General features: G+C 71.4%; 15 protein-coding genes. 5 read left to right on the top strand and 10 right to left on the bottom strand.

Annotated elements, in window-relative coordinates; translation table 11 throughout:
• Nucleotides 1–5: 5 nt before the first annotated feature.
• Nucleotides 6–644 (top strand): LysE family translocator, encoded by a 639-nt coding sequence (locus tag HNO83_RS13665; RefSeq protein ID WP_175338064.1) that lies wholly within the window; start codon nt 6–8, stop codon nt 642–644.
• A 9-nt stretch (nt 645–653) separates the two neighbouring features.
• Here the strand turns inward: HNO83_RS13665 and HNO83_RS13670 are convergent, their stop codons facing one another.
• Complete coding sequence (locus tag HNO83_RS13670) at nt 654–938, bottom strand: hypothetical protein (RefSeq protein WP_175338065.1); 285 nt, start codon at nt 936–938, stop codon at nt 654–656.
• A gap of 186 nt (nt 939–1,124) precedes the next feature.
• Between HNO83_RS13670 and HNO83_RS13675 the strand changes: the two genes are divergently transcribed.
• Both HNO83_RS13675 and greA read left to right on the top strand, forming a co-directional pair.
• On the top strand, nt 1,125–1,526 hold the full coding sequence (locus HNO83_RS13675; RefSeq protein WP_175338066.1) for a DUF4307 domain-containing protein: 402 nt from the start codon (nt 1,125–1,127) through the stop codon (nt 1,524–1,526).
• Between the two features lie 110 nt (nt 1,527–1,636).
• Complete coding sequence (greA, locus tag HNO83_RS13680; RefSeq protein WP_175338067.1) at nt 1,637–2,128, top strand: transcription elongation factor GreA; 492 nt, start codon at nt 1,637–1,639, stop codon at nt 2,126–2,128.
• A 113-nt stretch (nt 2,129–2,241) separates the two neighbouring features.
• On the opposite strand, the gene ilvA is transcribed toward greA, so the two are convergent.
• The 7 genes from ilvA to HNO83_RS13715 form a co-directional block, all read right to left on the bottom strand.
• Nucleotides 2,242–3,501 (bottom strand): threonine ammonia-lyase, encoded by a 1,260-nt coding sequence (ilvA, locus tag HNO83_RS13685; protein ID WP_175338068.1) that lies wholly within the window; start codon nt 3,499–3,501, stop codon nt 2,242–2,244.
• A 53-nt stretch (nt 3,502–3,554) separates the two neighbouring features.
• A complete protein-coding gene (locus HNO83_RS13690) occupies nt 3,555–4,820 on the bottom strand; it encodes an AI-2E family transporter (RefSeq protein ID WP_175338069.1) in 1,266 nt (421 codons plus the stop codon).
• 63 nt (nt 4,821–4,883) lie between these two features.
• Nucleotides 4,884–5,483, bottom strand: coding sequence for a hypothetical protein (locus tag HNO83_RS13695; RefSeq protein WP_217499037.1), 600 nt, complete (start codon nt 5,481–5,483; stop codon nt 4,884–4,886).
• A 140-nt stretch (nt 5,484–5,623) separates the two neighbouring features.
• Nucleotides 5,624–6,691, bottom strand: coding sequence for an ABC transporter ATP-binding protein (locus HNO83_RS13700; protein ID WP_175338070.1), 1,068 nt, complete (start codon nt 6,689–6,691; stop codon nt 5,624–5,626).
• Nucleotide 6,692: 1 nt separating this feature from the next.
• The gene (locus HNO83_RS13705) at nt 6,693–7,559 is read right to left on the bottom strand and encodes an ABC transporter permease (RefSeq protein WP_175338071.1); all 867 of its coding nucleotides are present in this window, start codon (nt 7,557–7,559) and stop codon (nt 6,693–6,695) included.
• A complete protein-coding gene (locus HNO83_RS13710) occupies nt 7,547–8,545 on the bottom strand; it encodes an ABC transporter permease (protein ID WP_175338166.1) in 999 nt (332 codons plus the stop codon). The genes HNO83_RS13705 and HNO83_RS13710 overlap by 13 nt, the downstream gene beginning before the upstream one ends.
• Nucleotides 8,524–9,660 carry an ABC transporter substrate-binding protein gene (locus tag HNO83_RS13715; protein ID WP_175338072.1) on the bottom strand — a complete coding sequence of 379 codons (1,137 nt, stop codon included), beginning with the start codon at nt 9,658–9,660 and terminating at the stop codon, nt 8,524–8,526. The genes HNO83_RS13710 and HNO83_RS13715 overlap by 22 nt, the downstream gene beginning before the upstream one ends.
• Before the next feature lie 141 nt (nt 9,661–9,801).
• Here HNO83_RS13715 and HNO83_RS13720 point away from each other — a divergent pair, with 141 nt between their 5' ends.
• Nucleotides 9,802–11,031, top strand: coding sequence for a winged helix-turn-helix domain-containing protein (locus HNO83_RS13720; RefSeq protein WP_175338073.1), 1,230 nt, complete (start codon nt 9,802–9,804; stop codon nt 11,029–11,031).
• A complete protein-coding gene (locus tag HNO83_RS13725) occupies nt 11,028–11,480 on the top strand; it encodes a hypothetical protein (RefSeq protein ID WP_175338074.1) in 453 nt (150 codons plus the stop codon). The genes HNO83_RS13720 and HNO83_RS13725 overlap by 4 nt, the downstream gene beginning before the upstream one ends.
• A 100-nt stretch (nt 11,481–11,580) precedes the next feature.
• Here the strand turns inward: HNO83_RS13725 and HNO83_RS13730 are convergent, their stop codons facing one another.
• Entirely contained in the window at nt 11,581–12,315 is a 735-nt protein-coding gene (locus HNO83_RS13730) for an ABC transporter permease (protein WP_175338075.1), read from the bottom strand.
• Nucleotides 12,312–13,115: an ABC transporter ATP-binding protein gene (locus HNO83_RS13735; RefSeq protein ID WP_502708437.1), complete on the bottom strand. Its 804-nt coding sequence runs from the start codon at nt 13,113–13,115 to the stop codon at nt 12,312–12,314. The genes HNO83_RS13730 and HNO83_RS13735 overlap by 4 nt, the downstream gene beginning before the upstream one ends.
• Between the last annotated feature and the right edge of the window lie 6 nt (nt 13,116–13,121).

A 13,121-nucleotide genomic window follows, 5' to 3' on the forward strand; every position in this document is an offset into this window, starting at 1 on the left:
GCGGCATGGAGCTCTCGATGATCCTCGGCTTCTGGGGCGTCGCGGCGCTGCTCGTGTGCACGCCCGGCGCCGACTGGGCGTACGCGATCGCCGCGGGACTCGGTGGCCGCACGCTCGCGCCCTCGATCGGCGGCATCCTGTTCGGCTACGCGGTGGTGGTCGCCGCGGTCGCGGTCGGCCTCGGCGCGCTGGTCGCCGCCAACCCCGTGCTGCTCGACGCCATGACGGTCGGCGGCGCGCTGTACCTGCTGTGGCTCGGGATCGGCGGACTGGTGCGCTCGGCCCGCCCGCTCGCCGCACAGGCGGCGGCGCAGACCCCGGCCGTCGTCCCGTCCCCCGTCGGGTCGTTCCTCCGCGGTGCGGGGGTGAGCGGCTTCAATCCCAAAGGGCTGCTGGTGCTGGTCGCGCTGGTCCCCCAGTTCACGACCGCGCACGGCGCCTGGGCGCCGGCCGCGCAGATGCTGGTGCTCGGCGGGCTGTTCGTCGCCACCTGCGCCGTCGTCTATCTCAGCGTCGCAGTGCTCGCCCGGCGGCTGCTCGCGGCGCGTCCGCGTGGCACGATCGTGATGGCGCGCGTGTCGGCGGTCGCGATGACGCTCATCGGCCTGTCACTGCTGATCGAGCGGGCCGTGGAGCTGCTCTGAGGCGGGAGTTCAGCGTCCCGCGGAACCCGCGTCGTCGTCGCCGCGGGAGTCGGCGGCAGCGGCTTCGGCCTCCTCGGCGTCCAGCTTCTCGGCGATCTCGGCGCGGTAGCGGACCCGGCGGATGCGGCGCACCATGTCGAGCACCAGCAGGACGACGGCGACCGCGAGCAGGAAGGTGACGATGAACCCCAGCAGGCCCGGGGTGACCGAGTCGTCGCTCGGGCTGCCGGACGGCGTGGGGGTCGGCGTCGCCGCGAGCCGGACGGACGCGCGCAGCAGGGCGTCGTGGATCACGCACCCACCTCCGGCACGGCGAAGAGGTCGGTCTCGGGCATCAGGGTCTCCACTTTCACGTCGACGAGCAGGAGGCGGGCGAAGGCATTCACAGCTTCGTCTCCTAGGCTGGTCTCAGCCTACCGTCGCCCGGCGGGAGGCCCCTGAGACCGGGAGGGTTGTGCTGGACGGCATGGCGGTGCACGCATGACGGCGACCCCGAGCCTCGACACCCGGTACGGCCGCACCCCGCAGCGCAAGCGACGCGACCGGTGGCTGCTGATCGGCGGGCTCATCGGACTGGTCGCCGTCGTCACCGCCTGGGTCTTCTGGGCCGGCTGGGACAACAACGGCGCCGACCTCGAGACCACCGACACCGCGTACACGATCCCCGACGACCACCACGTCGACATCTCGTTCACGATCAACGCTCCGCCCGGGACGCCCGTGACGTGCGCCCTGCAGGCGCTGAACGAGGACTTCGCGATCGTCGGCTGGCGCGTCGTCGAGTACCCCGGGTCCGACACCCGCGTGACCACTCACAACGAGAGCATCCGCACGATCATGAAGCCCAACACGGGTTTGATCAACACCTGCTGGCTGACCTAGTATTGTGCGGATACGCCCCGGCATCGCCGGGGCGTCGACTTTACACCCGGTAGTCAGACCGGCCCATCAGCCGACGCGGTCCATACCGCACAGGCGCGAAGGAGTTCATCATGTCTCAGGAGTCTCAGGTCACGTTTCTGACCCAGGACGCGTACGACCGTCTCTCGGCCGAACTCGAGGAGCTCAGCGTCAACGGCCGTAACGAGATCGCGAAGCGCATCGAGGCGGCCCGCGAGGAGGGCGACCTCAAGGAGAACGGCGGCTACCACGCCGCGAAGGAGGAGCAGGGCAAGATCGAGGCCCGCATCGTGCAGCTGACGAACCTGCTGCGCAGCGCGACCGTCGGCGCCGCTCCGGAGAGCCACGGCGTCGTCGAGCCGGGCACCGTCATCACCGCGACGATCGCGGGCGACGAGAGCGTCTTCCTGATCGGCAACCGCGAGATCGCGACCGGCACCGACCTCCCGGTCTACAGCGAGCAGAGCCCGCTCGGTTCCGCGATCCTCGGCCTCAAGGTCGGCGAGAAGACCGAGTACACGGCCCCCAACGGCCGCCAGATCCCGGTCGAGGTCACCAAGGTCGAGACCTACTCCGGCCAGTAACCTCCCCGGGCCCCCGCTGCCCCGCAGCCAAGAGCTCCGGACTTTTTCGACCGAATCCACACGATTCGCTCGAAAAAGTCCGGAGCTCTTGGCGTGTGCGGTGTGCGTGAAGGCTACTCGTCGTCGACGACGGGGTCGTAGCCGGCGGCTCGGAGGGCGTCGATGACGTGGCCGCGGTGCTCGGTGCCGCGCGTCTCGACGCTCACGTCGAGCTCGACCTGGCTGAGCTGCATCCCGCGGCCGTGGCGCGTGTGCAGCACCTCGACGACGTTCGCGTTCACGCCCGCGAGGATCTCGGCGATGCGGGCGAGCTGGCCCGGCCGGTCGGGGAGCATGATCCGCAGCTTCAGGTAGCGGTCGGACGCCGCGAGGCCCTGGCTGATCACGCGCTGCATGAGCAGCGGGTCGATGTTGCCGCCGGAGAGGATCGCCACCGTCGTGCCGTCGGCCGGCACCTGGCCGGTCAGGATGGCGGCGACGCCGGCCGCGCCGGCCGGCTCCACGACGAGCTTGGCCCGCTCCAGGAGCATCACCATCGCGCGGGCGATGTCGTCCTCCGACACCGTGACCACGGCGTCCACCGCCTCGCGGATGATCTCGAAGTTGAGCGCGCCCGGCCGCCGCACGGCGATGCCGTCGGCGATCGTCGCGAGGAGGGCGATGTCTGTGGGCTCGCCCGCCGCGAGCGAGGGCGGGTACGCGGCGGCGTTCGCGGCCTGCACACCGATCACGCGGACCGTTCGCCCCTCGATCGCTGCGCGCTGCTTGATGGCGCTCGCCACTCCGGAGATCAGTCCGCCGCCGCCGATCGGCACGACGACCGTCGCGACGTCGGGGACCGCGTCGAGGATCTCCAGCCCCAGGGTGCCCTGGCCCGCGATCACGTCCGGGTGATCGAACGGCGGGATGAGCACCGCGCCGGTCTCGGCAGCGAAGTCCGCCGCCGCCTGGAGCGTCTCGTCCACGATGCTGCCGCTCAGCACGACGTCGGCTCCGTAGGCGCGCGTCGCCTGGAACTTCGGGATCGCGACCCCGACCGGCATGAAGATCGTGGCGTGGATGCCGAGCTCGCGCGCCGCGAACGCGACGCCCTGCGCGTGGTTGCCGGCCGAGGCGGCGACGACCCCCCGCTCGCGCTCCTCCGCGCTCAGCTTCGACAGCCGGTTGTAGGCGCCGCGGATCTTGTACGACCCGGTGCGCTGCAGGTTCTCGCACTTGAGCAGGACGGGCGCGCCGAGCAGGTCGCTCAGATATCGCGAGCTCTCCATCGGCGTCGGCTGGGCGACACGCGCGACCGTGGCCCGTGCCGCCTCGAACTCGCCGAGCCCGGGGCCGGCGAACGGGGTGCGCGTGTGATCGGTCGCGGTTGCCACCTCGTCAGCCTACCGGCGGACGTATTCTCATGCCCGCATAGGGTTTCCCGCGGTCACGGCCGCGTCGGAGGCTTCCGCACCGGCCGTGGCACCGTCTCCCAGATGGCGCGGTCGGGGGCGTCCTTCCACACCGCGCCGGGGTCGGTCCGCCAGACGCCGCTGGAGACGTAGTGCACCATCACGTTGAGCACCGCGACGAACGGCACCGCGAACAGGGCGCCCGGGATGCCGGCGAGCAGCGATCCCGCCGCGACGGCGAGCACGACCGCCAACGGGTGCACCTTGACGGCGGAACCCATGATGAGCGGCTGCAGGATGTGTCCCTCGATCTGCTGCACCAGCAGCACGATGCCGAGCATGATGAGCGCGAACACCCATCCCTTGAACACGAGCGCGATGAACACGGCGAGCGCGCCGGTGACGACCGCGCCGACGACGGGGATGAACGACCCCAGGAACACCAGCACCGCGATCGGGAGGACGAGCGGCAGCCCGAGGAAGAACGCACCGAGGCCGATGCCGAGCGCGTCGATGGAGGCGACGAGCACCTGCACCTTGGCGAAGTTGCGGAGGGTGACCCAGCCCGCCTTGCCGGCGCCGTCGACCGCGGGTCGGGCCCGCTTGGGGAAGATCCGGACGATCCACGCCCAGATGCCCTTACCGTCGATGAGGATGAAGATGGTGCTGAACAGGGTGAGCAGCGCACCGGCGAGCACGTGGCCCAGCGTCGAGCCGACCGAGAGCGCGCCCGAGAGGAAGACCTGGCCGTCCTGCTGGATCGACTTCCCGAGCGACGCGAACGCGCCGCTGATCTGGTCGTGCGTGAGTCCGAGCGGACCGGTGGTCAGCCACTGCTGCAGGCCGTTGAATGCGGTGACCGTCTGGTCCCGCAGCTGCCCGCTCTGCCGCGTCACCTGCCAGATCGCGAGGTAGAACAGCCCGGCCACGACCACGACCAGCACGATCAGCACGGTGACGATCGCGAGCCACTTCGGCCAGCGGTGCCGGATGAGGAGATCCTTGAACGGCACCAGCAGTCCGGAGAGCAGCACGGCGATCAGGACCGGGATCACGATCAGTTTGAGCTGGATGATGAGGAAGATGAGCACCGCGATGACGGCGCCCACGACCAGCAGACGCCAGGACCAGGCTCCGGCGATCCGCATCCCGCGCGGCACGGCCTCGTCGGCCGGCTCGACGGGCTCACCGAGCTCGCGGCGGCGGCGCTGGAACCAGGAGCGCGCGGGCGCACGGTTCGTCTCGGCCGCCTCGCCGGGCGTGGGAACGTGCGGCTGGGCGGGGCGGTCGATGTCTGACATGCCCGCCAGTGTAGGCCGCGGCGGGGGCCGGGCCGGGAACGGCTCACGCAGCAGGCAGGGGCTTCACAGTTGGATGATCAGCGGCGGGTACTCGATGGCCGTGCGGAACCACTGCCACCCCGCGCCTCCCGTCTGCTGGATGGACGCGTAGGTCACCTGCGTCGGCGGCACGCTCTTCAGGCCGACCACGATCGCGACATTGCCGTTGACCGTGCGCGGGCCGAGTCCCGTCGGCGTGGAGCCGCCGGCGAAGCCGCCCACGTTCAGGTTGACGGCGCCGTTGGCCGTGACCACGAACGTGATCAGGTAGTCGCTCACCGTCGTGGCGCCGTAGTCGCCGGGGGTGAAGTGCACCGAGACCCCGGGCCCGCCCGACGGCGTCGGACGGAAGCTGAACGACGCGTAGGGCGTGCCGGTCGTGTCCGTCTGCATGATGTCGGGGGCGATCAGGGTGAGGTTGGTCCGTCCCTTCCCCACAGTGTGGGTGGGGCTGATGGTGTCGATGGGGCGGAACCACGGGAAGGTGATGACATCGCGCACGGTGATGCGGTGCGCGATGTCCGTGAGGGACTGGGTTCGCTCGAACGTCGCGGGATCGATCGGCACAGCGGCTTCCTGGTCGTCCCCCGCGCGCTCCCCCGAGAGTGGAGACTCGCTGGACATGCGCGGACTCTACTCCGGAGCCCGCGCCACGGGACTGCCCGGTTTTCGACAGCGATCGAACGTTCGATTCTCCGTCTGCGCCGCCTGACGTCGGAGATTCGAACGCGTCGCGGCCGAATCTCCGACGCTAGGCGTCGACGTCAGGCGTCGGTGCGCGGGGCGACCGTGACCGGGGAGCCCGTCAGGGCGACGGACACCCGCTCGCCCGGCTCCGGCCGCTCGCGGGCGCCGTGCTGCAGGGAGAGCTCGGTGCCGTCCGCGAGGCGCACGCGCGTCCGGCGGAGTGCGCCGAGGAAGCTGGTGGTGAGCACGACGGCGGGGAGGCCGTCCGCCGTGAGCAGCACGTCCTCCGGCCGCAGGTAGGCGGTGACCGGTCCGTCGACGGCCTCCGACGCCAGCGGCACCTCCTGGCCGAGCACGTGGAGTCGTCCGCCCGAGACCTTGCCCTCGACGCGGTTCGTCAGGCCCACGAACTCGGCCACGAACGTCGTCGCCGGCCGGTGGTACAGCTCTTCCGGGCTGCCGATCTGCTCGATCCGGCCCGACCGCATGACGGCGACCCGGTCGGCCACGGCGAGCGCCTCCTCCTGGTCGTGGGTGACGAAGAAGGTGGTGATGCCGAGCTCGGTCTGGATGCGGCGGATCTCGTCGCGGAGCTGCACCCTGACCTTCGCGTCGAGCGCCGACAGCGGTTCGTCGAGCAGCAGCACCCGCGGCTCGGTGACGAGCGCGCGGGCGAGCGCGACGCGCTGCTGCTGGCCGCCGGACAGCTGGTGGGCGTAGCGGCCCGCGTGGTGGTCGAGGCCGACCAGCTCCAGGGCGGCCTCCGCCCGGCGGCGGCGCTCGGCCGGGGCGACGCGCCGCATCCGGAGACCGAACTCCACGTTCTGGCCCGACGTCAGGTGCGGGAACAGCGAGTACGACTGGAACACCATCCCGAGGTCGCGGCGGTTGGTCGGCTCGTCGGTGACCTCGCGTCCGTCGATGAGGATGCTGCCGCTGTCGACCCGCTCGAGGCCCGCCAGCGAGCGCAGCGCGGTCGTCTTGCCGCATCCACTCGGGCCGAGCAGGGCGATCAGCTCGCCGGGCGCGGCCGCCAGGTCGAAGCCGGAGAGGCCGGCCCCGCCGCCGAAGTCGCGGACGAGGTCGCGCAGCTCCACCGTGGATCCGGTGCGCGCGCCGAGGAGGGGCGTTTCGAGGGCGGTCATGTCAGCCTTTCGCGGTGCGCCGGCGCCGCACGCTCACGAGGCGGTCGACGGCGACGAGGAGGACGAACGCGAACACCAGCGCAAGGAGCGCGAAGATGACCGCGACGAAGGGGTCGGACTGCGACACCAGCAGCAGTGAGGTCTGCAGGTTGACGCGGGAGAGCAGCGAGGCGATGGTGAACTCGCCCAGGACGACGGCGACCGACAGCGCGGAGGCGGCCAGGATGCCGCGGCGCAGGTTCGGCACGAGCACGCGCCAGAACACGATCCACCAGCCGGCTCCGAGGGAGCGTGCGGCCTCGCTGAGGGTGACCATGTCGACTCCGGCGACGTTGCTCTGGATCGCGCGGTACGCGTACGGCAGCACGGTGATGCCGTAGGCGAAGGCGAGCGTCCAGGCGCCGGAGCCGAACACGTCGGTGACGACGGCGTAGGTCGGCGCGAGCCCGACGACCATCACGATCGCGGGGATCATGATGGGCAGCAGGCAGACCGCCTCGAGCAGGCGGCGCAGCTTCGGGAAGCGGAGCTCGACCAGCACGATCGTCGGCAGCAGCACGAGCAGCACGATCGCGACGGTCACGGCCGCCAGCACGAGCGAGTTGCCGAGGCCCTGGTAGACGCGGTCGTAGCGCGTCGTCTCGCCGGAGAACACGGCGACCCAGCGGTCGAGGGTGTAGACGCCGGGCTTCGGCCCGCGGAGGGTGAACTCCACCATCGAGAACAGTGGGATGAGGAAGAACAGCCCGAGCACCACCCAGATCACGGTCCGGACGGTGCGGCCCGGACCGAGCCGCAGCTCGGGGGCGCGCCGGCGTCGCGCCGAGCGCGCCGGCCTCGCATCCACCGCCCGGGTCATCGCTGCCACCGCGCGGTCCGGCGCACCAGCGCCGAGTAGGCGAGCATGACGACGACCATGACCACGAGCATCCCGAGCGCCATCGCGCCCGCCAGGTTCGCCCGGCCGAGCACGGTCTCGCTGATCAGCGCCTGCCGGATCTGCAGTGACACGATGTTGTTCGCCTGGCCGACGAGGGCCGCGGCGGTCGCGTACGACGAGAACGCGTTCGCGAACAGCAGCAGCAGGCTGCCGAGGAAGGACGGGAGCAGGATGGGGCCGCCCACGCGCGTCCAGTACGTCCAGCGGCTGCCGCCGAGGGTCGCGGTCGCCTCCAGCCACTGGGGGCGCAGGCCCTCCAGCGCGGGCAGGAAAGTGATCACCATGAGCGGGATCTGGAAGTACAGGTACGGCAGGATGAGGCCCGGCACGGTGTACAGCCAGACGCCGTTCTCGTAGATGTTGATGTGCGCGAGGTTGCGCAGCAGCACGGTGACCAGGCCCTGCGCGCCGATCGTGGCGATGAACGCGAACGCGAGCATCACGCCGCCGAACTGGGCGAGGACGCTGCTGGCCGAGTCCACGAGCGAGCGCGTCACGCCTCCCGGGCGGGAGCGGAGCATGGCGAAGCAGAGCGCGGCGCCGGCGATCGCCCCCACGATCGCGGTGACGGCGGAGAGCCAGAAGGCGCCGAAGAACGACCCGGCGATGGCGGGCTCGGCGAGTCCGGTGAGATTCGACCAGGTGAAGCGGCCCGCGTCGTCCACGAACCCGCTGCCGACGGCGACGACGGTCGGGACGGCGAGGAACACCACCACGTAGAAGGCGAAGGGGGTCAGCCCCAGCACGGCCGCGACGCCGCCCCGGCGCCGGCGCCCGGCCCGCGCGCCGGCGGGCCGGGCCGACGACGGCTGCCGCCGGGGCTCCGTCACGGAGCTCCCGGCGGCAGTGCGTCCGGCCGCGGGCGTCGCAGCGCCTGCGACGGTGTCGGTCATCAGCCGACCGCGTTCGCCCAGGTGGAGTTGAGCAGGGTGCCCGCGTCGGTGGCCTGCTTGTCCGTCATGACGGCCACCTTGTCCAGCTTGCCCGGGAAGTCGGCCTTGTCCAGCGTGCCGGCCTTCTCCATCGCGTCGACGCGGGCCGGGTAGGCGCCGCCCTTCAGCCACGCGTTCTGAGCCGCGTCGCTGTAGAGGTACTCCTCCCACAGGCGGGCGGCCGCGGGGTGCGGGGCGTCCTTGTTGACGGCCTGGTTGTAGTAGCCGACGTACGCGGTGCCCGGGAGCACGACGTACTTCCAGTTGACGCCGCCGCCCTTGATGGTGTCGGAGGTGGCGTAGCCCTTCTGGTTGAACGACCAGTCGAGCAGCACCGGGGTCTCACCGGAGGCGATGGTGTTCGGCTTGCCGTCGGCGGCGTTCCAGTTGCCCGCCTTCTTGAGCTTGCCGAACCACTCGACGCCCTTGCTCAGGTCGTCCAGCGTCCCGCCGTTCTGCAGGGTCGCGTACGCGACCGCGCCGGCCGCGGCGGCCGCCTGGGTCGGGTTGCCGTTGAGCGCGACGGCGCCCTTGAACGTAGGGCTAAGCAGGTCGTCGAAGCTCTTCGGCGGGGTCTTGATCTTGTTGGCGTCGTAGCCGACCGCCATGACGCCGTAGTAGCCGACCTTCCAGAGGCCGTCCTTCTCCTTCTGATTCTCGGGGATGTCGTCCCACCCGGTCGGCTTGTACGGCGCGAAGTACTCGGTGTTCGCGAGCGCGACCGAGGAGCCGATGTCGAACGTGTCCGGAGCGGTGTCCTGGCCCTTGAGCTTCTTGGCGGCGTCGATCTCCTCCTGGCTGGAGGCGCTGTCCTGGCTCGGGTTGATGGTGATCCCGTACTTCTTGGTGAAGCCGTCGAAGATCTCCTGGTAGTTCGCCCAGTCGCCCGGCGTCGCGATGATGTTGAGGCTGCCCTCCTTCTTCGCGGCCGCGACCAGCGCGTCCATGCCCCCGGCGGACGCGACGTCGGTGGCGGTCTTGATCTTCGAGGGGTCCTCGGTGCTGGCGTTCGCCCCGCCCGAGCAGGCGGCGAGCGAGAGTGCGACGACGGCGGCCGCGGCGGCGAGGCCGGCGACACGTGCGCGCTTGTTGATCACGGGTTTCCTCCAGTGCAAGGTGTCGCCCGGGCGGAGCGCCCGGACTCGCGTCACGCTAGAAAGGTCAGGCGTCCGGCCGGTCGCGTGCGGGTGACGGCTCGGTGAACGTCCGATGTCCGGGGTTGTCGGTAGGGTCGAGCCGTGGTCGAACAGGTCTCCCCCGCTCTCGCCCGACGCATCGCGCTCGCCGCCCAGGGGTTCGGGAGGCCACGGCCCGCGGTCGTCGGCACGCGCCAGCTCAACGGGCTGATCGACCGACTGGGGCTGCTCCAGATCGACTCGGTGAACGTGTTCGAGCGCAGCCACTACCTGCCCGCATTCGCCCGGCTCGGCTCGTACGACCGCGCTCTGCTCGACCGGCTGACCTTCGACGGCCGCGGCCCGCACACCGAGTACTGGCCGCACGAAGCAGCGTTCATGCGCAAGGAGGACTGGCCGCTGTTCGCCTGGCGGATGCGCGCCTACCGCGAGCGCTACGGCGGCCCGGGTAGCTGGTTCGAGGTCAACGACAGCACGGTCGAGTGGCTGCGCTCGGAGCTCGCGACGCGTGGCCCGCTGGTCGCGGGCGAGATCGAGCACGACGCGAACCATCGCACGGGCCCGTGGTGGGGCTGGTCGGAGGTGAAGCGGGCCCTGGAGCGGATGTTCCTGTTCGGCGAGGTCGCGATCGCCGGGCGCACGCGGTTCCAGCGCCGCTACGCCCTGGCCGAGGACGTGCTGCCCGCGAGCGTCCTGTCGCGCACGGTCGACGACGCCGACGCCATCCGCGAGCTGCTGCGCCGCGCCGCGGTCGCCTACGGCATCGGCACGGCCCGCGACTTGGCAGACTACTACCGGATCAAGGGGCCGCGGGTCGCGGTCGCGCTGCAGGAGCTGGAGGACGCGGGCGAGCTCATCCCCGTCACCGTCCCCGGCTGGGAGAGCGCGGGCCGTCCGGTCAAGGCGTGGCTGCACCGCGACGCCCGCAAGCCGCGCAGCGTCGAGGCGGCCGCCCTGCTCTCGCCGTTCGACCCCGTGGTCTGGTTCCGCGACCGCGCGCTGCGAATGTTCGGGTTCCACTACCGCATCGAGATCTACACGCCGGCGCCGCAGCGTGTGTACGGCTACTACTCGCTGCCGATCCTCCTCGACGACGCCCTGGTCGGCCGCATCGATCTGAAGAGCGATCGCCAGGCCGGCGTGCTGCGCGTGCAGTCTGCGTGGACCGAGCCGGGCGCGCCGGCCGCGACGCTCGACCGGCTCGTTCCGCTCCTCCACGAGACGGCCGCCTGGCAGGGGCTGGAGGGCGTGCGGGTCGCCGACGGCGCCCGCGGCGACCTCGCTCCCCTCCTCGCCGATGCGCTGCGGGCGGGGGTAGGGTTCGGGGCATGACGTCACCGCTGGAGTACTTGGACGAGGACGGGGCCGACGAGGCCGACTACGAGTCGCCGATGCGCGAGCTGTACGCGTACCGCGACGGCGATACCTGGCTGGACGGCATCGTCACCGGGGTCAAACCGCACGGCGCCTCCGATGGCGGAACGCTGGTGCAGTTCGACGGTCGCCTCTGGGTGCCCGCCCGCGAAGTGCGAGCATCCGACCACTACATCGCCGTGCTGCTGAACCCGGACTCCGAGGTGTACGCCGAGGTCATCCAGTCGTTCGTCGACGGGCAGCCGAAGGAGGTCATCCGCGAGGTCTCGACCGTCGGCGACGGCGACAACGTCGGCACCGAGTGGCGCCTCCTGGACGAGCCGCCCACCGGCACGCGCGTCCGCTACCGCTACACCGGCACCGCGGAGCTGCCCGAGCCCGACGAGGACGCGACCGCCGCGGTCTGAGCCGGGCGGTCGGCTGCGACTGCGGGCGTGCGTTACGTCTGCGGCTGCGCGCGCACCCGCAGACGTTCCGGGAGGCCGCAGTCGCGGCCGCGGCGCAGGGCTACGCGGTGCGGCGCTGCAGGGTGAGGGCGCCGAGCACGACCGCGGCGACCGCGAAGGCGCCGATGATGAGCAGCTGGCCGCCGACGTAGGCGGCGTCGTGCGAGTTCGTCGCGACAGCGTTGAGCGCGTCCACCGCGTGCGACAGCGGCAGCCAGTCGCTGAACTCCTGGAGGCCCGCCGGCAGCTGGTCGCGCGGGAGGAAGATGCCGCCCAGCAGGATCTGCGGGAAGACGAGCAGCGGCATGAACTGCACGACCTGAAACTCGGTGCGGGCGAACGCGCTCGCGAACAGGCCCAATGTCGAGCCGAGCACGGCATCGGTGACGGCGACCGCCACCAGCAGCCAGGGGTCGCCCTTCACGTCGAGCCCGCACACCCAGAGCGCGTAGGCGCACGCGAGCAGCGCCTGCACGACGGCCAGCAGCCCGAACGCGAGCGTGTAGCCGAGGATGAAGTCGCTGCGTCCGAGCGGCATCGAGAGCAGGCGCTCCAGCGTCCCGGTGCGTCGTTCCCGCAGGGTCGTGATCGAGGTGACCAGGAACATCACGATGAACGGGAACAGCGCGAGGATCGCCGGCCCGATCGTCTGGAAGACGGGCGTGTCGGTGAAGATCCAGGCGACCAGGCCGATCAGCAGGCTCGGGACCACGAGGAGCAGCACGATGGTCCGCGGATCGTGGCGGATCTGGGTGAGCACGCGGCCCGCGGTCGCGAGTGTGCGGGTCGGGTTCATCGCGCATCCTCCCCGATGCCGGCGGGGCCGGATGTACCCGAGGGACCGTCCGCGTCGGGCAGCGCGTGCCGCGCGTGGTGGCGGCGCAGCAGCGCCACGAAGGCGCCCTCCGCGTCCGCCGCGCCGGTCTGGGCGAGCAGGTCGGCCGGGGTCGTATCCGCGAGCACCGACCCCTCCCGCATCAGGATGAGGCGGTCGCAGCGCGTGGCCTCATCCATCACATGGCTTGAGATCAGGAGGCTGGTCCCTGAGCCGGCGAGCCGGTGGAACAGGCCCCACAGCTCGACGCGCAGCAGCGGGTCGAGGCCGACGGTCGGCTCGTCGAGCACCAGCAGGTCGGGCGAGCCGAGCAGCGCAGCGGCGAGGGAGACGCGGCTCACCTGGCCGCCGGACAGCGCCGAGACCAGCCGCCCGGCGTGGTCGCCGAGGTCGGTGGCCTCGATCGCCCGGTCGACGTCGGCGCGGCCGGCGCCGAGCACTCGGCGGAAGTAGTCCAGGTTCTGCCGGACGGTGAGGTCGTCGTACACGCTGGCCGCCTGCGTGACGTAGCCGACGCGGTGCCGCAACGGCGCGGAGCCGGCCGGCTGGCCGAGCACCGAGACGGTTCCCGCCTTCACGCGCTGCACGCCGACGATCGAGCGCATGAGCGTCGTCTTGCCGCATCCACTCGGTCCGAGCAGCCCGACGACCTGGCCGCGCGGGATGTGGAGGTCGAGCCCGTGCAGCACGTCGGTCCGGCCGCGGCGCACCCGCAGGCGTTCGATGACGACCGCGGGCTCCGCCGCGTCGGGCGAATTCATCATGCG

Origin of the sequence: Leifsonia sp. C5G2, from assembly GCF_013359685.1 — a bacterium.
Lineage (GTDB): Bacteria > Actinomycetota > Actinomycetes > Actinomycetales > Microbacteriaceae > Leifsonia.